Source organism: Agrobacterium sp. 22-214-1 (assembly GCF_053522465.1).
Map to the genome: position 1 here is coordinate 144603 of NZ_JBNWCK010000003.1, position 23411 is coordinate 168013.

The window sequence follows — 23411 nt, forward strand, 5'->3', positions numbered from 1 at the left end:
AGCTCAGGGGATCGCAACAATCCGAGTAGCCCCATGAAATCCACGGTTCTTGTCTTCCTCACCGCTCTTCTCCCCCTCTCCGCCGCCGGGGAAGAGCAGCATCTCCACCAATCTCCCTATGCGGGCCAGCAGAGCCGAACCATCAAGAGCCTGTCGGCTGAAGATATTGCCGAACTGGAACAGGGAGGCGGATGGGGCTTTGCGAAAGCCGCCGATCTCAACGGTATGCCGGGTCCCTCACATGTCAGCAAGATGGCGACCGAACTGGCGCTGACGACCGAGCAGGCCGCCGCCGTCCAACAGCTGTTTCAAACCATGCGGAAAGATGCTGCGACAGAAGGCAGGCAAATGATCGCCGGCGAAGCGGCACTGGATGCAGGCTTCCGTAATGGCTCAATCGATGCGGATCAATTGCGAGCGCAACTCGACCGTATTGAAGAAAGCCGCGCCAGACTGAGATACATCCACCTTGCCGCTCATCTCGAAACGGTAAAGCTGCTGACCAAGGAGCAGGTCGCACGTTACAACAGGCTGCGCGGCTATGCGCCTTAACGAGCACGCGGACGGAGCCGGTTCCTGCCCTGGCGGCAGCTCCGGCTCTCAGGCGGCCTTGCGGGTGAAAAGACGCGCGGGTTGCGTGCCGAGCCGCAAAAGACGTTTCGGTAGCAGGCCGACGACTTCAATGGCGAAGGCTTTCGCATTCTCCACCGCCTTGTCGATATTGCTGACCTTGTCCTTGTCGAGACAGAGGAGCGTACCGCCATAGTCGAAAATGTCGCGATAGGCCGCTCTCTCGACAATCGGCGTATTGAGCACCGAGACGTTCTTTTCCGCCAGCAGCATTTTGACGAGCAGCAGGGAGCGCGTCGCCACCATGGCGTTGACCCGTGTCAGTACGATGGAATGGGCGATAGCCTTGCCCATCTTGCGGTTCAGGAATTCGATGTGATCCAGAACCTCGGCAGCGCCGCGCGCATCCATGGCTGAGCCCTGCACCGGGATCAGCACGTGATCGGAAATGCCGAGCGCCACGGTCAGAAGCGGGCTTTTCGCGCCCGGCAGGTCGATGATGAAACAGTCGGTATTGGTTTTATTCTCGCGAATATGGCCTTCAAGCGAAGCCATTGTCACATGCGAAATCACCGAGAGGTTTTCGATCTCGCCGGACAAGTCGTGCCAGCGGGAAATCCACAATTGCGGATCGGCATCCAGAACCGTCACGCGGTGACCGCTGCGGGCGAGCTCGGTTGCCAGAAGCAGCACGGCAGTGGTTTTTCCGGCGCCGCCCTTGGTGTTGGCAAAAGTAATGACAGGCATGATATCCCCGATTGATCAGAGCCATTTCATGCTCATTCACGCACCGAGCCGATCACGGTGCTTTCCATAACCTTAACGAACATGGTTAAGAAAAGACTAAGATCGTTTTTAGGGACAACAAAAAGCCCGCGATAAGTCGCGGGCTTCTGCCATCTGATTGATCACGCCAGCTTTCGGCAGGCCCCCACATCGTCCGCGCGCAGGCGGCCGGCTTTGAGATCTTCGTACTTTGGCAAATTCAGGGAATTGCCCAGGCTTTTCTCAACTGTTGCACGATCAAGCGTGATCATGCGTCCGGCGCTGGTGAAGGATACCATGCCATTCTTTCCGGAATACGCCATGGTCGCGCGCATTTCACAAAAATAGCGGTCGGAGCCCTTGGACAAGTTCCATCCCCGGATTCCCGCCTTGTTGCTCGATAGGGTTCCGACTTTGTAACCCTGACCGGAAAGCTCCTTAAAAGAAGCGGCCTGCGCCGCAAAAGGCAGACTTAAGAACGCCACTGCCAGCAATGGCGAAAATGCTGAAAATCTCATGGTTGCCACAACGATCCTTTAAAAGCAGTCCTCGAACAACTTCTTCGTATTCTCCAGCGTCATCGGCACCGGATTACCACCACAGCTCGGATCCTTGATCGCTTCAGCCGCCAGCTCGTCGATACGATCCGGCTTGATGCCCATGGCGGTCAGGTTTTCCGGCACGCCGAGTTCCCTGCGAAGCTCCAGCACATAGTCATAAAAGCCGTCGAAGCCGCCGGAAATGCCGAGATAGGCGGCCGCGCGGGCAATCTTGTCTTCGATGGCGGGGCGATTGAAGCGCAGCACCGCCGGCATGACGACGGCGTTGGTCATGCCGTGATGGGTGTTGTAGACCGCACCGATCGGGTGAGAGAGCGAGTGAATGGCGCCGAGACCCTTCTGGAAGGCGACCGCCCCCATCGCCGCCGCCGCCATCATATTGGTGCGCGCCTCGATATCCGTACCGTCCCTATAGGCGCGCGGCAGGAATTCCTTGACGAGACGCAGGCCCTCCAGCGCCACACCGGCGCTCATCGGATGGAAGAACGGCGACGAATAGGCCTCGAGGCAATGGGCAAAGGCATCCATGCCCGTGCCCGCCGTGATGACCTTCGGCATGCCAACCGTCAGTTCCGGATCGCAGATGACGACGCCGGGCAAAAGCTTCGGATGGAAGATGATCTTCTTCACATGGGTCTGCGAATTGGTGATGACGCTGGCGCGGCCGACTTCCGAACCGGTGCCCGCCGTCGTGGGCACGGCGACGATGGGGGCGATCTTGGCGGCATCCGCCCGTGTCCACCAGTCGCCGATATCCTCGAAATCCCAGACCGGGCGCGTCTGCCCGGCCATGAAGGCGATGGTCTTGCCGAGATCGAGGCCCGAGCCGCCGCCGAAGGCGACGACGCCGTCATGGCCGCCATCGCGATAGGCTTTCACGCCGGCTTCCATGTTGATCTCGTTGGGATTGGGATCGACCTCGGCAAAGATCGCCCGGCCGAGACCCGCCTCTTCCAGCACATCGAGCGCATGCGCGGTGATCGCCATATTGGCAAGGCCGCGATCCGTAACGAGCAGCGGCTTCTTGATGCCGAGCGTCTTGCAGGCTTCCGCCAGTTCCTTGATCCGGCCACGGCCAAGCTTGACGGCGGTGGGGTAGCTCCAGTTGGCGACGATATTCATTTCGTGACTTTCTTCAGATGGTAGGATTTCGGTCGGGTCAGGTTCTGGAAACCGAGGACGGAGAGCGAGCCGCCACGGCCGGTTTCCTTGACGCCGGTCCAGCAAAGGGCGGGGTCGAGATAATCCGCGCGGTTCATGAACACGGTGCCGGTTTCGATTTCGCGGCCGACGCGCCCGGCGCGGGCGGCATCCTGCGTCCACAGCGAGGCGGTGAGACCATATTTGCTGTCATTCATCAGCGCGATGGCTTCGTCGTCATTCTTCACTTTCATGATGCCGACGGCCGGGCCGAAGGTTTCTTCGGTCATGAACTCCATCGAATGATCGACATTGACGAGCACTTGCGGCGCGACATAAGCGCTCTCGCCGTCATCGGCGGGGAAAAGCTTCGGATCGACCAGCGCCTTGGCGCCCTTGGCAACGGCGTCGGCAATCTGCGCCCGCACCACCTTGGCAAACCGCTTGTTGGCCATCGGCCCGAGCGTCGTTTCCTGCTCCAGCGGGTTACCGAGCTTGTAGTTGGACACCCACGCCACCGATTTCTCGACGAAGGCGTCATAGAGGTTTTCATTGACGTAGATGCGCTCGATGCCGCAGCAGCATTGCCCGGAATTATAGGTGGCGCCATCCATCAGCGTATCGACGGCGGCGTCGAGATCGGCGTCCTCCATCACGTAGCCGGGGTCCTTGCCGCCGAGTTCAAGCCCGAGGCCGGTGAAGGTGCCGGCCGCGGCGCGCTCGATGGCGCGGCCGCCTTCCACCGAACCGGTGAAATTGACAAAATTGAATAGGCCCTCGGAGATCAGCGCCGAGGTCGTGCCATGGTCGAGGAAGACATTGATGAAGACATCGTCAGGTACGCCAGCCTCTACGAAGGCCCGCACCATGCGCTCGCCCACCAGCAGCGTCTGCGCCGCATGTTTGATGACGACCGTATTGCCGGCCATCAAGGCGGGTGCGACGGTGTTGATCGCCGTCATGTAAGGATAATTCCAAGGCGCAATGACGAAGACCACGCCATGCGCCTCGCGCTCGATGCGACGTTCGAAATTGCCGCTTTCCTCGATGACGAGCGGCGCCAGCGCATCGGCGGCGATGGAGGCGACATAGTTGGAGCGTTCGTTGAATCCCTTGAATTCGCCGCCATAACGCACCGGACGGCCCATCATATGCGCCAGTTCGGGCACCACCTCCGCCACCATTTCATTGAGGCGGGCGACACCCTTCAGAACCAGCTGAACGCGGTCCTCAAGCGGACGCCGCGCCCAGTCCTTTTGCGCCTTGCGCGCTTTCGAAACGGCGGCGCGCGCCGCCTCCAGCGACATCGCCTCCCGCTCGGCATAAACCGAGCCATCGATGGGCGAGATATTCTGGATCATGGTCATGATGTTTTCCCGTAATGATTAGGCTCGTTCGAAACCGCGCGCCACTTCCCAGTCGGTCACGCGGCGGTCGTATTCTTCCTGCTCCCATCGTCCGGCATGGACGTAATGATCGATCACATCGTCGCCAAAGGCGTTGCGCAGCATTTTCGATCCGTCCAGAAAGGCAGTGGCGTCACGCAGGGTCTTGGGTATCTCGCGCACATCCTTGCCGCCATAGGCGTCACCGACAAAAGCGGGTTCAAGTTCAAGTTTATTTTCGATGCCGTCAATGCCCGCCGCAAGAAGAGCAGCCATCGCGAGATAGGGATTGAGATCGGAGCCGCCGACGCGGCATTCGATACGGATACCCTTGGTGCCTTCGCCGCAGAGGCGATATCCCGCCGTGCGGTTGTCGAGGCTCCAGATCGCCTTGGTGGGCGCAAAGGTGCCCGCCATGAACCGCTTGTAGGAATTGATATAGGGGGCCAGAAAATACGTGATCTCGCTGGCATGGGCGAGAAGCCCGGCAACATAGTGCCGCATCAGTTCCGACATGCCGTGCTTGGCGTCTTTGTCGAGGAAAGCGGGCGTCTTGCCGTCGACGCTCCACAGCGACTGGTGAATATGCGAGGAGCTGCCGGCGGCGTTGTAGTTCCACTTGGCGAGGAACGTCACCGCCTTGCCCTTGGACCACGCGATTTCCTTGGTGGCGTTCTTGATGATGGCGTGCCTGTCGGCCATGGTCAGCGCATCGGCATAACGCACGTTGATTTCCGCCTGACCTGCGGACGCTTCGCCCTTGGAGTTTTCGACCGGAATGCCGGCGCCCTGCAGGCCTTTGCGCAGCGCCCGCATGACATCCTCTTCCTTGGTCGTCTGGAAGATATGGTAATCCTCATTATAGCCGCTGGCGAGGTTCAGACCCTTGTAGCCGTTGGCGCGCGCCGCATCGAAGGTCTGGTCGAACAGGAAGAATTCCAGTTCGGTCGCCATATAGGCCTTCAGCCCCATGGCCTCCAGCCGCGCCACCTGCTTTTTCAAGAGCGCGCGCGGCGAATGCGGCACTTCTTCATGGGTGTGATGATCGAGCACATCGCACAACACCAGCGCCGTGCCTTCCAGCCACGGCACGCGCCGCAGCGTCGAAAGATCGGGTTTCAGCACATAGTCGCCATAACCCTTTTCCCAGCTGGAGGATTTGTAGCCGGGAACGGTTTCCATCTCCATGTCGGTGGCAAGCACGTAATTGCAGCTATGGGTTTCCTCAAAGGCGCTTTCAACGAAGAACTCCGCCTGGAACCGTTTGCCCATCAGACGCCCCTGCATGTCGACAAGGCAGGCCAGAACCGTGTCGATGCGCCCCTCGGCGACATCCATTTTAAGCGCGTCGAATGTGTAGCTCGTCATTTTGTCCGTTCCCTTTATTGTCGTGGCCGGGCGGCCGGGATGCGGCCGCCCGTTTGTTTGAGCATCAGGCCTTTGCAGCCGCTGCGGCAACCGCAGCCTGCTTGTGCTCCAGCGCGAATTCCTCTTCCGGCGACAGGATGAGGCGGTGGCGTCCGACAAAGGCGAAGTAGGCGATTGCCACGGCGAACCAGACGGCAACCCAGAGCACGCCCTTGGTGAAGTTCGGATCCTGGATCTGGTAAAGCAGCGTGACGATGGCGATGATGACCGTCAGCACCGCGCCCGGAATGCCGAAGGGCGAACGGAACGGCCGCTCGATATGCGGCAGGTTCTTCCTGAGCAGAATGAAGGAAATCGCCTGCATGATGTAGGAGAACATCGCACCGAACACGGCCATGTTCAAAAGCACGCTGCCGATGATGCTGCCGCCCTGTTCCGCACCCAGCGCGAACCAGATGACGAGCATGACCGCCAAGCCGACAATCGCGCCGGTGATGTTGGCAACGTATGGCGTGCGATACTTGGAATGGGTGATCGACAGCACGGTCGGGAAGTAACCCGCACGCGACAGCGAATAGATCTGCCGGCCCTGCGCGTAGAGGATCGTATGGAAGCTGGCGATCAGGCCGGTAAGCGCAACGAGACCGAGCACCACCACGCCGCCATCGCCATAGATCGCCTTGAAACCATCGAGCAGCGGCTCAAGCGAGGAGCTGAGATGGAAGGCGCCGACGCCCGGCAGGGACGGGTTGAGCAGCACGATCATGAAGGCCGAAACCATCAGCGTCACCATGCCGAGGATGATGCCCTTCGGCATGTCACGCTTGGGATCGACCGATTCTTCCGCCGCCAGCGGTAGTTGCTCGATGGCGAGGAACAGCCAGACCGCGAAAGGCAGCGTGGCGAGAACGCCCGAGAACCCGAAGGGGAAGAAGGAACCGCCGCCCTCCGGCAGCTCCACCGCCTTGCCGTCAGGTCCGACACCGATATTGAGCGCGAAACGCGAAAAATCGATGTTGGGAATGGCGCTGATCCAGAAAAACACCAGAACGGCAAGCGAAATCAGCGTGATGACCAGCGTCACCTTGAAGGAAAGCTCAAGCCCGAAGACATTGAGCGCAAGGAATATCGCGTAAAACGCTATCCATACGAAGGGTGAATAGGCGGGATCGAGGCCGAGAATGGAGTTCACATAGGCCGTGATGAAGGTGACGACGACCGCCGGCGTCAACACATATTCAACATTCTCGCAAAGCCCGGTGATGAAGCCGCCCCATGGCCCCATGGCCGTGCGGGCAAAGGAATAGGCCGCACCGGTATGCGGCAATGCCGGGCTCATTTCCGCGATCGAAAATGTCAGCCCGAGATACATGATGGCGATGATGATGCCCGCCACCAGCATGCCGCCCCAGCCGCCGGTGGAAAAGCCGAAATTCCATCCGGAAAAATGCCCGGAAATGACCGCGCCGACGCCGAGCGACCAGAGCGACCACACGCCCGCATAACGGGATAGTCCGCGTTTTTCGAAATAGGATGCATCAGCCTTCTTGTAGCTGACGCCTGACGATGAACTGTCCATGCCCTTCTCTCCTGAATAAGAAAAAAACAAGCCAGTCAGCCGTTATTGGCCGATTGTGCCCCAGTTTTCAGCACCTGCGGAAGGTTTCCGCGTTGTGCCGCACGCACTTGCTGTTCCCTTGCCGCCTCATGCCTTTCCGGCTTTCCTTGAATGTCGGCAGTCTCATCTGGCAGCCGACCCCGGTGTTTTCACCATCGGCCGGCCATAGCTCCCTCACTCATCGATCGATGAGAGCGCCTTCCCCATAAGCTCGTAAAGAAAACCGGCGATTGCCGCCTGCTCTCCTTCATTGGTGATGAGATCGTTGCGGATCTCGATCATGACGTTCAAAAGCCCATCCGGCAGCGCATGCAGCCGCAGCGTATGCGTCACGCCGTCTTCCGGGCCATAGGGATCGTTGCGATTGACCGTGAGCGCGGACCCTTCGGCGCCCGCCAGCATCGCATCCGCGAGGCGGCTGTCGGTATCGTGCAGGATGCCGATCTCAACCTTTCGGAACCGGCCGTGATAGACCGGCGTGAAACTGTGGATGGTCACCACCACCACGTTACGGCCATCCGCCTGCCGCGCGGCGATGATCTCGCTCACCCGGTCATGAAACGGCACATAAAGTGCTGAGGTGCGGGCGAACCGTTCCGCTTCGCTGAGATCGAAATTGCCGGGAATATCGTAAATCTCGCTTTTCACCGGCATGGCGGAAGGCGATTCGGGCGGTCGGTTGCAATCATAGACGAGACGCGAAAACCGCTGATAAACGAGCGTGGCGTCAAGCTTTTCCGAAAGCAGCCGGGCAACGGCCAGAGCGCCCGGATCCCAGGCCGCATGGCTCGAAAGCACCTCCGGCGAAAGACCCAGTGTGCCGAATTTCTGCGGAATGGTGGCGGAGGCATGTTCGCAGACGAGAAGGACGTCGCCCTTCGCCGCAGCATTCTCGATGCCGACGGCCTGCCCTTCCGCTTCTGTGAAAAACCGTGACCGCACCGTCATGCACGAACCCCGCCCGGAAACCCCGTCGCTCCGTCAACGCCGAAAAGAATTCTTCACATTATTGCGAGTGTCAAATGGAATTTTGAAATTTTCTCTTCATTTTCCCATTGACTCAATAGCTGGCACAGATGTTTATTTTAGCCATGCACCGGCAGAAGACCGGAAGGGGAAAAATTTGCGCAGCACGACGGCGACCGTGTCGGATGTCATTCATGCCCATTACGACGCACTGACCCGTTCGGAAAAACGGCTGGCGGAGAGCCTGCTCGGCAACTACCCCGTCTCCGGCCTCGGCAGCATCACCACCATTGCGGAAAATGCCGGCGTTTCGACGCCGACGGTGGCGCGCATGGTGCAGAAGCTCGGCTACAAGGGCTACCCGGAATTTCAGGCGCATCTGCACCAGGAACTGGAAGCGACGATCTCCGGCCCCATCGCCAAACATGACCGCTGGGCAACCAATGCGCCCGGCTTGCACATCCTCAACCGCTTTGCCGATGCCATCACCGGCAATCTGCGCGATACGCTGAGCGATCTCGACACCGCCGTCTTCGACAATGCCGCAGCGCTGCTTTCCGACCGCAAGCGCAGCATCTATTTCGTCGGCGGACGCATCACCGGCGCGATTGCCGAATATTTCTTCACCCATATGCAGGTGATCCGGCCGAAGACGACGCTGATGTCGTCGAATTCCAGCGCCTGGCCGCAATATATGTTGAACATGAGCGCCGGCGACATACTGGTTATCTTCGACATCCGCCGTTACGAGCACGACATGACGACGCTGGCCGAAGTGGCCAAGGCAAACGGCGTGCAGATCATTCTCTTCACCGATCAATGGACATCGCCGGTGGCGCGCCATGCGCTGCACACTTTCCGCGTCAGGATCGAAGCTCCCTCGGCATGGGACTCCTCGGTCGTCACGCTGTTCGTGGTCGAAGCGTTGATCGAAGCGGTGCAGAACGGCACCTGGGATGAGACCAGGGAACGCATGAATGCACTGGAAGGCCTGTTCGAACAGACGCGGCTGTTCCGCAGGCCGGACAGGACATGAAACTACATAGCCGGGCAACTTGCTTGACGCGGATGCCGCACGCTGATTGGATACCTGTCATCGCTACCAGCACGATAAAACAGGATAAGAAACCAAGCTGGGGAACATATCTGGCCACCACGGATCATGAGGGGAATCTCCCGCAATTGCAGGCAAAAAGCCGGGTGATGGCGGAAAACGGGCGTAAAGTGACGGAATCCGGATAAATAAATTGCAATCCAGCCGTCACATTAGCTTCATCGAGAATCCGTATCAGCGTCCGCAATATGAGAACACGAAGAGGAGAAAAAAGTGATCTCTCACTGCCGCCGACTGCTCGCTACGACCACTGCACTGGTCATCGCCTCCACCGCAATTGCCGCCGCTGAACCGAGCGCCGAGCTGATCGCCGCCGCCAAGAAGGAAGGCATGCTGACCACCGTCGCGCTGCCGCACGACTGGTGCGGTTACGGCGACGTGATTGCCGCCTTCAAGGCGAAATATCCGGAAATCACCGTCAACGAACTGAACCCCGACGCCGGCTCCGCCGACGAAGTCGAAGCGGTAAAGGCCAACAAGGACAATAAGGGCCCGCAGGCGCCTGACGTCGTCGACGTCGGTCTCGCCTTCGGCCCGCAGATGAAGGCCGAAGGCCTGCTGCAGCCCTACAAGGTTTCCACCTGGTCCGAGATTCCTGACAACGTCAAGGATGCCGACGGTTACTGGTACGGCGACTATTACGGCGTCATGTCGATGTTCGTGAACAAGGACCTCGTCAAGAACACGCCGAAGGACTGGGCCGACCTGCTGAAGCCGGAATATTCCGGTCAGGTAGCGCTCGCCGGTGACCCGCGCGCCTCCAACCAGGCTATCCTCGGCGTTCTCGCCGCCGGTCTTGCCACGGGCGCGAAGTCCGGCAAGGAAGCCGGTGAGGCCGGCCTGAAATATTTCGCCGATCTCAACAAGGCCGGCAACTTCCTGCCGGTTATCGGCAAGGCCGGCACGCTGGCACAGGGCGCAACCCCGATCATCGTCGCCTGGGACTATAACGCCCTTTCCTGGAAGAAGACGCTGAACGACAACCCGCCGACAGAAGTTGTCGTCCCTGAGAAGGGCGTTCTGGCCGGCGTCTACGTTCAGGGCATTTCCGCTTACGCGCCGCATCCGAACGCTGCCAAGCTGTGGATGGAGCACCTCTACTCCGACGACGGTCAGCTCGGCTGGCTGAAGGGCTATTGCCACCCGATCCGCTTCAACGCCATGGTCAAGGCCGGCAAGGTTCCGCAGGAACTGATCGACAGCCTGCCGCCGGCAGCAGCCTATGAAAAGGCAATCTTCCCGACACTCGAGGAAGTCGATGCCAACAAGGCTGCCGTCACCGGTGGCTGGGACAGCGTTGTCGGCGCAAACGTGAAGTAAACTGTTGAAAATGCACCCCGGCCGATCAAAAGCCGGGGTGCTTCTTTTATGATGTAGACCTTTATATACAGACCGTTTGAAAACGGCGTTTGGGGACAAGGATGCCATCAACCAACACCGGCGGACCATCCGACGCGGGCAGGAAACTGCCGCTGCACTGGATTGGTGTCGTACCTTTTGCCGTTTTTGTTCTGCTGTTTCTGATTATGCCGACGATGAAGATCGTCATCGGCGCATTCCAGCACGCCGATGGCAGCTTCACGCTGGAAAATATCGCCGGGCTTTTCACCTCTTCCATTCTCGCGGCCTACTGGATTTCGATCAAGATCAGCCTCGCCTCGGCAGCTCTCGGCTGCCTGATCGGCTTTGCCGTCGCCGCCGCCGTGGTGCTGGGCGGATTGCCGCAGCGCATTCGCGGGCCGCTTCTGACCTTTTCCGGCGTCGCTTCGCAATTCGCCGGCGTGCCGCTCGCCTTCGCCTTCATCGCCACGCTTGGCCCGGTCGGCCTTCTCACCGTCTTCCTGAAGACGCAGATCGGCATCGATCTGAGGCTGCTCGGCTTCAACATCCTGTCCTTCTGGGGCCTGACCGTCACCTATCTGTTCTTCCAGATACCGCTGATGATCCTCATCATCACGCCGGCGCTGGACGGGCTGAAGCGCGAATGGCGCGAGGCGGCGGAAATCCTTGGCGCAACCGGCCTGCAATATTGGCGCATGGTGGCCTTCCCCATCCTGCTGCCGTCGCTGCTCGGCACCATGTCGCTGCTGTTTGCCAATGCCTTCGGCGCAGTGGCGACCGCAATTGCGCTGACCGGCTCCTCGCTCAACATCGTGCCGATCCTGCTTTTTGCGCAGATTCGCGGCGACGTTCTCGGTAATCCGCATCTCGGTTACGCGCTTGCCTTCGGCATGATCGTCGTCACCGGCCTTGCCAATGCACTTTACATCTGGCTGCGCGCCCGCAGCGAAAGGTGGCTGAAATGAAGCGTTTCTTCGCCTGGGGTGCGCTGGTCTTCGGCCTGCTCTATTTCGCCCTGCCGCTGATCGGCATGACCAACTTCTCGCTGAAAATGCGGCGCGGAGAATATTCCTTCGACGCCTATGGCAAGGTGCTCACCGACCCGCGCTTTCAGGAAACCTTCAGCTATTCGGTGGTGATGGCGCTGTTCACCATCGTCTTCGGGGTTCTGCTGGTGGTGCCGACCGCCTATTGGGTGCGCCTGAAACTGCCGGGCCTGCGCCCCTATATCGAATTCATCACGCTTTTGCCGCTGGTCATCCCGGCCATCGTCATCGTCTTCGGTTATATCCGACTTTACAACACCTCGAGCTGGCTGCCACTGACCGGCACGAGCTTCGGCACCAACCTGCTTTTGATGTTCGGTTATGCCACACTGGCCTTGCCCTATATGTACCGCGCCGTCGATACCGGCCTCCGAACCATCGATGTCGCAACACTGACAGAAGCGGCGCAGAGCCTCGGCGCGGGCTGGACGACCATCCTTTCGCGCATCATCCTGCCCAATGTTCTGGTCGCCGTGCTGTCAGGTGCGTTTTTGACCTTCGCCATCGTCATCGGTGAATTCACCATGGCGGCCCTTTTGAACCGCCCGGCCTTCGGCCCCTACATGCAGCTGCTCGGCGCCAACCGCGCCTATGAACCGGCCGCACTTGCCGTGATTTCCTTCGGCATCACCTGGGGTTGCCTGGGTCTGATCCAACTCGTTTCACGCTACCAGAAGGGCGCGCCTCCCAAGGCCTGAGGACAATATTTTCATGAGCTTTTTGACACTTAGCAACATCAAGAAATCCTTCGGCTCCGTGCAGGTCGTGCATGATTTCAACATGGCCATCGAAAAGGGCGAGTTCGTCTCTTTCCTTGGGCCGTCGGGCTGCGGCAAGACCACCGTGCTGCGCATGATCGCCGGCTTTGAAATCCCCACCGGCGGATCGATCGTCATCAACGGCAAGGACCAGACGGCGCTCAGGCCGAACCAGCGCAATATCGGCATGGTGTTTCAGGCCTATGCGCTGTTCCCCAACATGAATGTCTATGAAAACGTCGCCTTCGGCCTGAAAGTCGCCGGCAAGCCGAAAGCCGAGATCGACGCCCGCGTGAAGGAAATGCTCCAGCTCATCCATCTGGAGCATCTGGCGGACCGTTACCCCTACCAGATGTCGGGCGGCCAGCAGCAGCGCGTGGCGCTCGCCCGCGCGCTCGCACCGAAGCCGGAAGTGCTTCTGCTGGACGAGCCGCTCTCCGCGCTTGATGCCAAGATCCGCGTGTCGCTGCGTGAGGAAATCCGCCAGATTCAGCAGAAACTCGGCATCACCACCATTTTCGTGACCCACGATCAGGAAGAGGCCCTGTCGATTTCCGACCGCATCGTCGTCATGAATGGCGGCCGCGCCGACCAGATCGGCTCCCCCTTCGATATCTACAACAAGCCCGCGACCCGCTTCGTCGCCTCCTTCGTCGGCACGCTGAACCTGATCGACGCCACCGTGGTCGATTCCTCATCCAACACCATCCGTGTCGGAGAGCAGCAGATCACCCTGCACAAGCCGGTCGATGCGGCGAACGGCGAAAAAATCACCCTTGCCCTGCGACCGGAAGCAGGCTCGCTCGGCGGCGATGCGAAAGGCGATGTCGCCATTTCCGGCCTCGTCACCTCCAGCCAGTTCCTCGGCTCCGTCATCCGCACCCGCCTCGATCTCGGCGGCTCGACCCTGTCTTTCGACATGTTCAACGATCCCGGCACAGCACCGCCCGCCGTCGGTGAGCAGGTGACGCTGAAATTCGCTGCCGGCGACCTGATGGTCATCAAGGACTGAAGCGCTTTTCCAGACGCAAAACCGCTTCGCCCATTTGCCGGACATGGTAGAGCAGGTATGACTTCGAACCTGCATACCAACCATGTGAGGCCATGATGCGCGCGCTTTTTTACGAACTGTTCGGCGAAACCCCGGTTGTTGCGTCCCTGCCCGACCCGGAACCGACCGATGGCGGCGTGGTCATCGAGGTAAAGGCGACCGGCCTCTGCCGCAGCGACTGGCACGGCTGGATGGGGCATGACCCGGATATCCGCCTGCCGCACGTTCCCGGCCACGAATTCGCAGGCGTGGTCGCCGCCGTCGGCAAAAACGTCACCCACTTCAAGACCGGCGACCGCGTCACCGTGCCCTTTGTCTCCGGCTGCGGTCATTGCCATGAATGCCGCTCCGGCAACCAGCAGGTCTGCGAGGCGCAGTTCCAGCCCGGCTTCACCCATTGGGGCTCCTTCGCCGAATATGTCACCATCGATTATGCCGATCAGAACCTCGTGCATCTGCCTGAGACGATGAGCTACGCCACCGCTGCCGGCCTCGGCTGCCGTTTCGCCACCTCCTTCCGGGCCGTGACCGATCAGGGACGCCTGAAGGGCGGCGAATGGCTGGCGGTCCACGGCTGCGGCGGCGTCGGCCTCTCCGCCATCATGATCGGCGCTGGCCTCGGCGCGCAGGTCGTCGCCATCGACATTGCCGAAGACAAGCTCGAACTTGCGCGGCAGCTCGGCGCGACCGCCACCATCAACAGCCGCGCGGTTGCCGATGTTGCCGAGGCGGTTCGCGAGGTAACGGGTGGCGGCGCGCATGTCTCGATCGATGCGCTCGGTCACCCGCAGACCTGCTGCAACTCCATCAGCAACCTTCGCCGGCGCGGCCGCCATGTGCAGGTTGGGCTGATGCTGGCAGACCACGCCATGCCCGCCATTCCCATGGCCCGTGTGATCGCACATGAACTGGAGATTTACGGCAGCCACGGCATGCAGGCCTGGCGTTACCAGGACATGCTGGCGATGATCGAAAGCGGCAAGCTTGCGCCCGAAAAACTGATCGGCCGTCACATTTCCTTGACCGAGGCCGCAACCGCCCTGCCCGCCATGGACAGTTTCAAGGAAAGCGGCATCAGCATCATCGACCGGTTCGAATGATCGACGGTCGCAGCCATTAATCTTCGCCTCAGGCGTTCCTGCGTCCGAAAGACCGGGCCGGGCCGCCTGTCCGGGGAGATGCCTGCACCGTCGATGGTGCCGGGCTGCGCGCGGTATGATCCGTCTGGCTGTCGCTCCACTGGCGTTTCACCAATTGCTTCTTGCGAACCTCCAGCGGATCGAAAACCTCGTCCGCCGAGCCATTGTCAGCAGCAGCAGCGGCAGGCGTCGTCAAGGATCGCGCGAGCCACCGGATGAGATGCAGCCCCTTGTGGATGAACACAAAAAAACCGACCACCAGCACGGCGATGAAAACCACAAAGCCCCAGCGACTGCTCTCCTCCTTCCAGGCCGCCCGTTCCATGCGGTGTTTGGTCGTCGGATCGAAACCAAGCGTCGCCTTCAGCCTCGCAATATCCGCATCGCTGAGCTTGGTATAACGGTCGCCTTGATAAAGAACATAGCCGCTGCCATTGTCGCTGTTCAGATAACCGAGATCGAGCGCCTTTCCCTCGCGAAGGAAAGCTGCGGTGTTCGGCAGATCGTAGACGAGATCGATCGTCTCCCCGCCGCCAAATCCGGGAATGGCAAAGACTCGAACCTTCCGCGCCTCCGCCTCACCCGCGAATATCGCGGAAAACAGAGCAGCGGCAGAAAATAGCGCAATATAATTCATTCATTCCCCACAACAGCAACGAGAATGAACGACGATTGACATGACTGCATTAATGTGAAGTTTATACTCAAAATAATCTTTTAATTACATGATGACCAACCGGATAAACAGTAATTTAAATGACTATACAATCAATAATTCTGAATTATTATTTTATAATGCACTAAATTATTACAAAGATCAGCGCTGAAGATTTGATACTGCCATAAGCCCACGCCATTGGCGCAGACCACGCACCGCGTTAAACTCGAAGCACAATCACACACCTCAATGCCGAGCCCGGACGATGCGCCAGGGCGCAGCGCCTCCGAACAGGATGGATTTACTGGCAAGGACCGCGACATGCTGTTTCTCGACAGCGTAACCATGAAGGAAAGCCCGGACGGAAGAGACGACTATCCCTTCTCCGTTCCGGCGCTGCGCCATCTGGAACGCCTCGAATTCAAGACGCCGATCACCTTTTTTGCCGGCAATAACGGCTCCGGCAAATCGACGCTGCTGGAAGGGCTGGCGGCGGGAATGACGGCCTATGCCATCGGCAATCATGGTCAGGTTGCCGGCGACCTCTACCTTCAGCATGCCGAGACCGTGGCGAAGTCCTTCTATTTCGCCCGCAAGAAATATCCGAAAATCCGCATGTTCATGCGCGCGGAAGACGTGCTTGGTTATATCCGCCGGCAGAACGAGGACGCGCTGGACGATTTTCGCTGGGAGCGGGAAAAGGCGCTCAAGAAGGGCGAAGACTTTCCGGAAGAAACCCCGGATACGTTTCGCAGGATCGTCAGGAACAATGTCATCGACCGGCGTTCGCATGGCGAAGGATTTCTCGATATCATGCAACAGCGGCTGCATGGCGCCGGCCTCTATTTTCTCGACGAACCGGAAAGCCCGCTTTCGCCGCAAAAGCAGCTCGAACTGGCGGCCCTTATCCGTGACGCCGCCGATGGCGGCGGGCAATTGATCATCGCCACCCATTCGCCGGTGCTTTTGGCCATTCCCGAAGCCACGATCTATCATTTCGACGCGGACGGCATCACCGAGCGCCTTTATGACGAGCTGGAAAACATCAGCTTCCTGCGCCGCTTTCTTGATCGTCCCTCGAAATACCTGAGCGATTGAGCGTCGATAAGGCTTGAAATCGCGCCGCGCTTGCCGCATGCCCGTAAGTACTACGTAATTTAGAAAAGAAGCAGGCTCATGTCTCCCACCACCACACCGGCGGCAGCCCGGCCCCTCAACAGCCAGGATTTCAGGACACTCGGACTTTCGGCCCTGGGCGGCGCGCTCGAATTTTACGACTTCATCATTTTCGTGTTTTTCGCCACCGTCATCGGCCATCTGTTCTTTCCACCGGAGATGCCCGACTGGCTGGTGATGATCCAGACCTTCGGCATCTTTGCCGCCGGTTATCTGGTGCGGCCACTGGGCGGCATCGTGCTGGCGCATTATGGCGACCGTTACGGCCGCAAACGGGTTTTCGCCTTCTCCATCCTGCTGATGGCGCTCTCGACCCTCGGCATGGCGCTGATGCCGACCTATGCGACCATCGGCGTGGCCGCCCCCATCCTGCTCATCATCCTGCGCATGCTGCAGGGCGCGGCCATCGGTGGTGAAGTACCGGGCGCATGGACCTTCGTTGCCGAACATGTGCCCTTCCGGCGCGTCGGCCTCGCCTGCGGCTTCCTGACATCAGGCCTCTCTTTCGGCATCATGCTCGGGTCACTGATAGCCTTTGCCATCAACTCGCTTTTCACACCGGAAGACGTGGCCGGTTACGCCTGGCGCATTCCCTTCCTGCTCGGCGGCATTTTCGGCCTCATCGCGGTTTATCTGCGTCGCTGGCTGGAAGAAACGCCGATCTTCATGGAAATGAAAAAGTCGAAGTCACTGACGGACAAGCTGCCGCTTGGCCTCGTGCTGAAGCACCATATGCGCGGCGTGATCATCTCTGCCCTGCTGACTTGGGTCCTGTCGGCGGCCATCGTCGTCACCACGCTGATGACGGCCACCTTCCTGCAGAAGCTTTACGGTTACACCCCGACGCAGGCACTGGCCGGCACCAGCTTCGGCACGCTGTTCCTGATCTTCGGCGTCATCATCGCCGGCGCCCTGATCGACCGCGTCGGCTCTGGCATCTTCTTCATGGGTGCCAGCATCTTCTTCGGCATCGCTACCTTCACCTTCTACAGCTATGCCGGCACATCGCTTCAGACCATGTTCGTGCTTTATGGTGTCATGGGCCTGTCAGTGGGTATGGCAGGTGCGGTGCCCTATGTCATGGTCCGCGCCTTCCCGGCGTCGGTCCGTTTCTCCGGCCTCTCCTTCGCCTATAACGTCTCCTATGCCGTCTTCGGCGGGCTGACGCCGATTGGCGTGACCACGGCGCTTGCCGTCAATCCCATGGCGCATGCCTGGTATCTGGTCTTCATCGCCGTCCTCGCCTTCGCCATTGGCCTCTATCTCTATCTGCGCGGCAGCGAGGTGGAAAGCCATGTCGGCATCGAGGAACTGGCGGCGTTACGGTCTTAAACACCGAGTAAATGCAAAAAGCGCGGGCAAGACCCGCGCTTTTTTATTGAATGGCAGCACACCGGAACATCAGGCCGCGCTGTCGATTTCCTCAGCACCATTCGTCGGCACGTAGTTGAGGACAGGACCGAGCCAGCGCTCCACCTCTTCCACCGGCATATCCTTGCGGCGCGCATAATCGAGAACCTGATCGCGCTCCACTTTGGCGACACCAAAATAATAGCTCTCGGGATGGCCGATATAGATGCCCGAGACGGAGGAGCCCGGCCACATGGCATAACTTTCCGTCAGCTCCACACCCGCCGCATTGGTGGCATCCAACAGGGCAAACAGCGTCTTCTTTTCGGTATGATCCGGCTGGGCCGGATAACCAGGTGCCGGGCGAATACCGGCATAGGCCTCGCCGATCAGCTCCTCGCCAGCAAAAGCCTCGTCCGGTGCATAACCCCAGAACTCCTTGCGCACCCGCTCATGCATGCGCTCGGCAAAGGCTTCCGCGAAACGGTCGGCCAGCGCCTTGACGAGGATGGACGAATAATCGTCATTGGCCCGCTCGAAACGCTCGGCAATCGCCACTTCCTCGATACCAGCCGTTACCACGAAGCCGCCGACATAATCGGCAACGCCGCTATCAACAGGCGCAACGAAATCGGAGAGCGCCACGTTGGGACGTCCATCACGCTTCGAAAGCTGCTGGCGCAGCGTGAAGAAAGTCGCCAGTTCTTCTTTACGGCTTTCATCCGTGAACAGCCTGATATCGTCGCCCACAGCATTTGCCGGCCAGAAGCCGATCACTGCGCGGGGCCGGAACCAGTTCTCGTCTATGATCTTCTTCAGCATCGCCTGCGCATCGCTATAGAGCTGACGCGCCGCCTCGCCCTGCTTCTCGTCATCGAGAATAGCCGGGAAACGACCCTTCAATTCCCAGGTCTGGAAGAACGGCGTCCAGTCGATATAGCGAGAAAGCTCCTCAAGGTCGTAGGTCTCGAACACTTTGGTGCCGAAGAACTGCGGCTTGACGGCGCTATAGGTCGACCAGTCAATCTTGTGCGCATTCTCGCGGGCGCGAGTAAGCGGCAGGCGCTGCTTTTCACGCTCGTTGCGGGCGTGCGCTTCCGCCACCTTGGCATATTCGCTGCGAATACCGTCGATATAAGCGGGCTTCTGCTCGGCGGAGAGAAGCGCCGACACGACGCCTACCGCGCGTGAGGCGTCGGTGACATAGATCGCCTGGCCCGCCTCATAACGCGGATGGATTTTCACCGCCGTATGCACACGGCTCGTCGTTGCGCCGCCGATCAAGAGCGGGATATCGAAACCCTGCCGTTCCATTTCGGCGGCCACATGCACCATCTCGTCTAGCGACGGGGTAATGAGCCCGGAAAGGCCGATCACATCCACCTTTTCGGCAATCGCCGTTTCGAGAATTTTCGTCGTCGGCACCATGACGCCGAGATCGATGATCTCGTAATTGTTACAGGCGAGAACGACGCCAACGATATTCTTGCCGATATCGTGCACATCGCCCTTCACGGTCGCCATCAGTACCTTGCCGGCAGCGCTGCGCTCGGAGCCGCCGTTCAGGCGCTTTTCCTCTTCCATGTAAGGCAAAAGCACGGCAACGGCCTGTTTCATCACGCGGGCGGATTTCACCACCTGCGGCAGGAACATCTTGCCCGAGCCGAAGAGATCGCCGACAACGTTCATACCGGCCATCAGCGGCCCTTCGATGACGTGCAACGGGCGCTCCGCCTTCTGGCGCGCCTCTTCCGTATCGGCCTCTATATAGTCGGTAATGCCGTTGACCAGCGCATGTTCCAGCCGCTTCTCAACCGGCAGTTCGCGCCAGGAAAGGTCCTGCACCTTCGTATCCTTTGCACCCGTGCCACGGAAACGCTCCGCCACTTCAAGCAAACGCTCGGTCGCGTCGTCGCGGCGGTTCAGCACCACGTCCTCGCAGGCCTCACGCAGTTCCGGATCGATATTGTCGTAAACCGCAAGCTGCCCGGCATTGACGATGCCCATATCCATGCCGACCTGAATGGCGTGATAGAGGAACACGGCATGCATCGCCTCACGCACCGGCTCATTGCCGCGGAAGGAGAAGGACAGGTTGGACACGCCGCCGGAAATATGCGTCAGCGGCATGGTTTCGCGGATGGTCTTAGTGGCCTGAATGAAATCCACGCCGTAATTATTGTGCTCCTCGATACCAGTCGCAACGGCAAAGACGTTGGGGTCGAAAATGATGTCTTCCGGCGACAGGCCTGCCTTCTCGGTCAAGAGCTTGTAGGCGCGCGAGCAGATCTCGACCTTGCGCTCGTAAGTATCCGCCTGCCCGACCTCATCGAAGGCCATGACCACGACCGCCGCCCCGTAATTATGGACGAGCCGCGCCTGCTGTAGAAACTTCTCCTCGCCTTCCTTCAGCGAAATCGAATTGACGATCGATTTGCCCTGAACGCATTTCAGGCCGGCCTCGATGATCTCGAACTTGGATGAGTCGATCATCACGGGCACGCGGGCGATATCCGGCTCGGCGGCGATGAGGTTCAGGAACTCCACCATCGCCTTTTCGGAATCGATCAGACCCTCATCCATGTTGATGTCGATGATCTGCGCACCGTTTTCCACCTGGTCGCGGGCGACAGCCAGCGCCGCCGTATAATCACCGGCGGTGATGAGCTTGCGGAAACGGGCCGAGCCGGTGACGTTAGTGCGTTCGCCGACATTGACGAAGGGAATGTCCTTGGTCAGCACGAAAGGCTCAAGGCCCGAAAGCGACATGAAGGGCTTGTGCTCGGGAATTTCGCGCGGCTTGTAGCCTTTGACAGCCTCCGCAATCGCCCGGATATGCTCCGGCGTCGAACCGCAGCAGCCGCCGACGATGTTGACGAGACCGTCGCGAACGAAGCCCTCGACCTGACGCGCCATCATCTCAGGTGTTTCGTCGTACTGACCGAATTCATTCGGCAGGCCGGCATTCGGATAGGCGCAGACGAAGGTATCGGCCACATCCGAAAGCTCCTGCAGATGCGGACGCATGGCGTCGGCACCCAGCGCGCAGTTCAGGCCGATGGTGAAGGGATTGGCGTGGCGCACCGAATTCCAGAACGCCGAAGGTGTCTGGCCGGAAAGCGTGCGGCCGGAAAGGTCGGTAATCGTGCCCGAGATCATCACCGGCAGGCGGATGCCCTTGGCCTCGAAACGCTCCTCGCAGGCGAAGATCGCCGCCTTGGCGTTCAGCGTATCGAAAATCGTCTCGATCAGGATGATATCGGCCCCGCCATCGATCAGGCCATCAATCTGCTCGCCATAGGCGATACGCAGATCGTCGAAGCTGACGGCGCGATAACCGGGATTGTTGACGTCAGGCGAAATGGAGGCAGTGCGGTTGGTCGGGCCGATGGCGCCCGCCACGAAACGGCGGCGGCCATCTTCCCGCTCGGCGCGCTGGGCGGCGCGGCGGACAATCGCGGCACCCTCGCGGTTGAGGTCGTAGACGGCGTTTTCCATCTCGTAATCGGCCTGCGCGATACGTGTCGAAGAAAACGTGTTGGTTTCGAGAATATCCGCACCCGCCATGGCGTAGCGGTAATGGATGTCTTCGATGGCATCCGGCTGGGTCAGGATCAGAAGGTCGTTATTGCCCTTCTGGTGACAGGCACAGCCGATAAAACGATCGCCACGAAAATGGTCTTCGTCAAAACCCAGACCCTGGATCTGCGTGCCCATGGCGCCATCGAGAATGAGGATGCGTTCGCTGGCGGCATCGCGCAACGCCTTGAAAATTTCCGCGCCGTCGCGCTTTGCCCCTTCAGGGCCAAACAGGTCGTCAAACACGGGCATACTCCTCATTTCGATTTGCAAGATCGCAAGCCGTCAAGTCACATAAAGATATGTTTATGTCAATATATCTTCAAGGGACAGGCATGGCTTTGCGCAGTTGCAGCACGTTACGAAATATCGCTGACAGATGACAGGTTTATACAGCAAGGATATAAGCCGAAGCAGCAAACCGCATGGAGGACGAGAATGCCCGAGGACGATCACAACAGCCGCAACTGGAACACCCTGCCCTGGCATCGCCAATGGCTGGTAAAACAGGCCGAGGGACTTTTCGATTTCTTCCAGTATCGTGCCCTCAACCCTGCCGGCGGCTTCTTCGATCTCGATGCCAAAGGCGCGCCGTTGCAGCCAAACGATCCCGTGCGCGGCATTCACGCATCCGCTCGCATGGTCCATTGCTTCTCCATCGGCCACCTGCTCGGGCGTCCGGGCTGCGGCGATATCGTCGACCACGGCATGACCTATCTCTGGAACAGGCACCGCGATGGCGAGCATGGCGGTTATTTCTGGCAGGTGAACGATGCCGGCCCTGTGGACGCCACCAAGCAGGGTTATGGCCATGCCTTCGTGCTTCTGGCCGCTTCTTCCGCCAAGACCGTCGGCCACCCGCTGGCTGACCGGATGCTGGCCGATATTACCGAGGTTCTGGAAACCCGTTTCTGGGAAGAAAAACACGGCGCTATCGCCGAGGAATTCCATCGCGACTGGTCGCCCATCGAGAATTACCGCGGTCAGAACTCCAACATGCACCTGACCGAAGCGCTGATGGCCGCCTATGAGGTTACCGGCGACAATAGCTACCTCAGCAAGGCGGAGCGCATCGCCGATCTCGTCATTCGCCGCCGCGCCGGCGAGCTGGACTTCCGCGTGCCGGAGCATTTCGACGAGAACTGGACGCTCGACAAGGAGTATCGCGGCAACGAAATGTTCCGCCCCTCCGGCTCCACCCCCGGCCACTGGCTGGAATGGGCGCGCCTCATCCTGCAATTATGGGTGCTGGGGGAGCGCCGCCATGACTGGATGCCGGTGGCCGCGAAATCGCTGTTCGTGCAATCCATGGCGCTCGGCTGGGACCGGGAAAAGGGCGGCTTCTTTTATACGCTCGACTGGAACGACAATCCCGACAAGCGGTCAAAGCTGTGGTGGCCCATGTCCGAGGCGGCGGGCGCTGCCCACTTCCTTAACGAGAACCTGCCGGCGGACAACTTCTATGAAGACAGCTATCGCCGCATCTGGAGCACCATCGCCAACAATTTCATCGACCATGCCAATGGCGGCTGGCATGAGGAGCTGACGGAAGATCTGGTTCCCGCCCACACGCTGTTCCCCGGCAAGGGCGATATCTACCACGCGCTTCAGGCCTGCCTCATCCCGCTTTTCCCGGCGACGGGAAGCCTGACGAAGGTGATCAGGGAAAGCGACGGGGATTATTGAGGCGCGTTGCGCAACCGTCCGTCATGCCGGCCTTGAGCCGGCATCCAGCCACGGCGCGTCTGCGCTGTGAAAGAGTCTTTCGCGATCAATGACTTGATCGTACTGGACCCCGGATCAAGTCGGGGGTGACGATGTATGGCA

At 59.7% G+C, this 23411-nt stretch carries 19 protein-coding genes; 10 read left to right on the forward strand and 9 right to left on the reverse strand.

Going from position 1 to position 23411, the window contains the following annotated elements; translation table 11 throughout:
* Positions 1–33: 33 nt before the first annotated feature.
* Positions 34–552 (forward strand): Spy/CpxP family protein refolding chaperone, encoded by a 519-nt coding sequence (locus ACQZ5G_RS13690; RefSeq protein WP_003522803.1) that lies wholly within the window; start codon positions 34–36, stop codon positions 550–552.
* A 48-nt stretch (positions 553–600) separates the two neighbouring features.
* Here the strand turns inward: ACQZ5G_RS13690 and ACQZ5G_RS13695 are convergent, their stop codons facing one another.
* The 7 genes from ACQZ5G_RS13695 to ACQZ5G_RS13725 form a co-directional block, all read right to left on the reverse strand.
* A complete protein-coding gene (locus ACQZ5G_RS13695) occupies positions 601–1317 on the reverse strand; it encodes an AAA family ATPase (protein ID WP_448736573.1) in 717 nt (238 codons plus the stop codon).
* Between the two features lie 161 nt (positions 1318–1478).
* Positions 1479–1853 (reverse strand): hypothetical protein, encoded by a 375-nt coding sequence (locus tag ACQZ5G_RS13700; protein ID WP_035239423.1) that lies wholly within the window; start codon positions 1851–1853, stop codon positions 1479–1481.
* An 18-nt stretch (positions 1854–1871) separates the two neighbouring features.
* Positions 1872–3017 (reverse strand): iron-containing alcohol dehydrogenase, encoded by a 1146-nt coding sequence (locus ACQZ5G_RS13705; RefSeq protein WP_003522806.1) that lies wholly within the window; start codon positions 3015–3017, stop codon positions 1872–1874.
* A complete protein-coding gene (locus ACQZ5G_RS13710) occupies positions 3014–4402 on the reverse strand; it encodes an aldehyde dehydrogenase family protein (RefSeq protein WP_448736572.1) in 1389 nt (462 codons plus the stop codon). Before ACQZ5G_RS13710 ends, ACQZ5G_RS13705 begins: the two co-directional genes overlap by 4 nt.
* A gap of 18 nt (positions 4403–4420) precedes the next feature.
* Positions 4421–5788, reverse strand: a complete 1368-nt coding sequence (locus ACQZ5G_RS13715; protein WP_425672901.1) for a glutamine synthetase family protein — start codon at positions 5786–5788, stop codon at positions 4421–4423.
* A gap of 64 nt (positions 5789–5852) precedes the next feature.
* Positions 5853–7367 carry an amino acid permease gene (locus ACQZ5G_RS13720; protein WP_003522809.1) on the reverse strand — a complete coding sequence of 505 codons (1515 nt, stop codon included), beginning with the start codon at positions 7365–7367 and terminating at the stop codon, positions 5853–5855.
* A 213-nt stretch (positions 7368–7580) separates the two neighbouring features.
* Positions 7581–8354 (reverse strand): N-formylglutamate amidohydrolase, encoded by a 774-nt coding sequence (locus ACQZ5G_RS13725; RefSeq protein WP_003522810.1) that lies wholly within the window; start codon positions 8352–8354, stop codon positions 7581–7583.
* Between the two features lie 175 nt (positions 8355–8529).
* On the opposite strand from ACQZ5G_RS13725, the gene ACQZ5G_RS13730 reads away from it, so the two are divergent.
* The 6 genes from ACQZ5G_RS13730 (at position 8530) to ACQZ5G_RS13755 (ending at position 14782) form a co-directional block, all read left to right on the forward strand.
* Complete coding sequence (locus ACQZ5G_RS13730) at positions 8530–9408, forward strand: MurR/RpiR family transcriptional regulator (protein WP_003522811.1); 879 nt, start codon at positions 8530–8532, stop codon at positions 9406–9408.
* A gap of 291 nt (positions 9409–9699) precedes the next feature.
* Positions 9700–10806 (forward strand): ABC transporter substrate-binding protein, encoded by a 1107-nt coding sequence (locus ACQZ5G_RS13735; RefSeq protein ID WP_269829096.1) that lies wholly within the window; start codon positions 9700–9702, stop codon positions 10804–10806.
* A gap of 101 nt (positions 10807–10907) precedes the next feature.
* Positions 10908–11792 carry an ABC transporter permease gene (locus ACQZ5G_RS13740; RefSeq protein ID WP_059756575.1) on the forward strand — a complete coding sequence of 295 codons (885 nt, stop codon included), beginning with the start codon at positions 10908–10910 and terminating at the stop codon, positions 11790–11792.
* Positions 11789–12571: an ABC transporter permease gene (locus tag ACQZ5G_RS13745; RefSeq protein WP_080851329.1), complete on the forward strand. Its 783-nt coding sequence runs from the start codon at positions 11789–11791 to the stop codon at positions 12569–12571. The genes ACQZ5G_RS13740 and ACQZ5G_RS13745 overlap by 4 nt, the downstream gene beginning before the upstream one ends.
* A gap of 13 nt (positions 12572–12584) precedes the next feature.
* Entirely contained in the window at positions 12585–13643 is a 1059-nt protein-coding gene (locus ACQZ5G_RS13750) for an ABC transporter ATP-binding protein (RefSeq protein ID WP_059756572.1), read from the forward strand.
* A 95-nt stretch (positions 13644–13738) separates the two neighbouring features.
* Positions 13739–14782 carry a zinc-dependent alcohol dehydrogenase family protein gene (locus ACQZ5G_RS13755; protein ID WP_448737057.1) on the forward strand — a complete coding sequence of 348 codons (1044 nt, stop codon included), beginning with the start codon at positions 13739–13741 and terminating at the stop codon, positions 14780–14782.
* Positions 14783–14810: 28 nt separating this feature from the next.
* Here the strand turns inward: ACQZ5G_RS13755 and ACQZ5G_RS13760 are convergent, their stop codons facing one another.
* Entirely contained in the window at positions 14811–15458 is a 648-nt protein-coding gene (locus ACQZ5G_RS13760) for a hypothetical protein (protein WP_448736571.1), read from the reverse strand.
* Positions 15459–15800: 342 nt separating this feature from the next.
* Between ACQZ5G_RS13760 and ACQZ5G_RS13765 the strand changes: the two genes are divergently transcribed.
* Together ACQZ5G_RS13765 and ACQZ5G_RS13770 are read left to right on the forward strand one after the other, a co-directional pair.
* A complete protein-coding gene (locus tag ACQZ5G_RS13765) occupies positions 15801–16577 on the forward strand; it encodes an AAA family ATPase (protein WP_448737056.1) in 777 nt (258 codons plus the stop codon).
* A gap of 78 nt (positions 16578–16655) precedes the next feature.
* Positions 16656–17987 (forward strand): MFS transporter, encoded by a 1332-nt coding sequence (locus ACQZ5G_RS13770; protein WP_448736570.1) that lies wholly within the window; start codon positions 16656–16658, stop codon positions 17985–17987.
* A gap of 69 nt (positions 17988–18056) precedes the next feature.
* Here ACQZ5G_RS13770 and metH read toward each other — a convergent pair whose 3' ends face one another.
* Positions 18057–21830: a methionine synthase gene (metH, locus tag ACQZ5G_RS13775; RefSeq protein WP_448736569.1), complete on the reverse strand. Its 3774-nt coding sequence runs from the start codon at positions 21828–21830 to the stop codon at positions 18057–18059.
* 192 nt (positions 21831–22022) lie between these two features.
* Between metH and ACQZ5G_RS13780 the strand changes: the two genes are divergently transcribed.
* Positions 22023–23270, forward strand: a complete 1248-nt coding sequence (locus ACQZ5G_RS13780) for an AGE family epimerase/isomerase (protein WP_448736568.1) — start codon at positions 22023–22025, stop codon at positions 23268–23270.
* Positions 23271–23411: the final 141 nt, after the last annotated feature.

Excerpts from the sequence above, each read along its gene's own strand:
- ACQZ5G_RS13690 (WP_003522803.1), top strand. The coding sequence starts at position 34 with ATGAAATCCACGGTTCTTGTCTTCCTCACCGCTCTTCTCCCCCTCTCC.
- ACQZ5G_RS13695 (WP_448736573.1), bottom strand. The coding sequence starts at position 1,317 with ATGCCTGTCATTACTTTTGCCAACACCAAGGGCGGCGCCGGAAAAACC.
- ACQZ5G_RS13700 (WP_035239423.1), bottom strand. The coding sequence starts at position 1,853 with ATGAGATTTTCAGCATTTTCGCCATTGCTGGCAGTGGCGTTCTTAAGT.
- ACQZ5G_RS13705 (WP_003522806.1), bottom strand. The coding sequence starts at position 3,017 with ATGAATATCGTCGCCAACTGGAGCTACCCCACCGCCGTCAAGCTTGGC.
- ACQZ5G_RS13710 (WP_448736572.1), bottom strand. The coding sequence starts at position 4,402 with ATGACCATGATCCAGAATATCTCGCCCATCGATGGCTCGGTTTATGCC.
- ACQZ5G_RS13715 (WP_425672901.1), bottom strand. The coding sequence starts at position 5,788 with ATGACGAGCTACACATTCGACGCGCTTAAAATGGATGTCGCCGAGGGG.
- ACQZ5G_RS13720 (WP_003522809.1), bottom strand. The coding sequence starts at position 7,367 with ATGGACAGTTCATCGTCAGGCGTCAGCTACAAGAAGGCTGATGCATCC.
- ACQZ5G_RS13725 (WP_003522810.1), bottom strand. The coding sequence starts at position 8,354 with ATGACGGTGCGGTCACGGTTTTTCACAGAAGCGGAAGGGCAGGCCGTC.
- ACQZ5G_RS13740 (WP_059756575.1), top strand. The coding sequence starts at position 10,908 with ATGCCATCAACCAACACCGGCGGACCATCCGACGCGGGCAGGAAACTG.
- ACQZ5G_RS13745 (WP_080851329.1), top strand. The coding sequence starts at position 11,789 with ATGAAGCGTTTCTTCGCCTGGGGTGCGCTGGTCTTCGGCCTGCTCTAT.
- ACQZ5G_RS13750 (WP_059756572.1), top strand. The coding sequence starts at position 12,585 with ATGAGCTTTTTGACACTTAGCAACATCAAGAAATCCTTCGGCTCCGTG.
- ACQZ5G_RS13755 (WP_448737057.1), top strand. The coding sequence starts at position 13,739 with ATGCGCGCGCTTTTTTACGAACTGTTCGGCGAAACCCCGGTTGTTGCG.
- ACQZ5G_RS13760 (WP_448736571.1), bottom strand. The coding sequence starts at position 15,458 with ATGAATTATATTGCGCTATTTTCTGCCGCTGCTCTGTTTTCCGCGATA.
- ACQZ5G_RS13765 (WP_448737056.1), top strand. The coding sequence starts at position 15,801 with ATGCTGTTTCTCGACAGCGTAACCATGAAGGAAAGCCCGGACGGAAGA.
- ACQZ5G_RS13770 (WP_448736570.1), top strand. The coding sequence starts at position 16,656 with ATGTCTCCCACCACCACACCGGCGGCAGCCCGGCCCCTCAACAGCCAG.
- ACQZ5G_RS13780 (WP_448736568.1), top strand. The coding sequence starts at position 22,023 with ATGCCCGAGGACGATCACAACAGCCGCAACTGGAACACCCTGCCCTGG.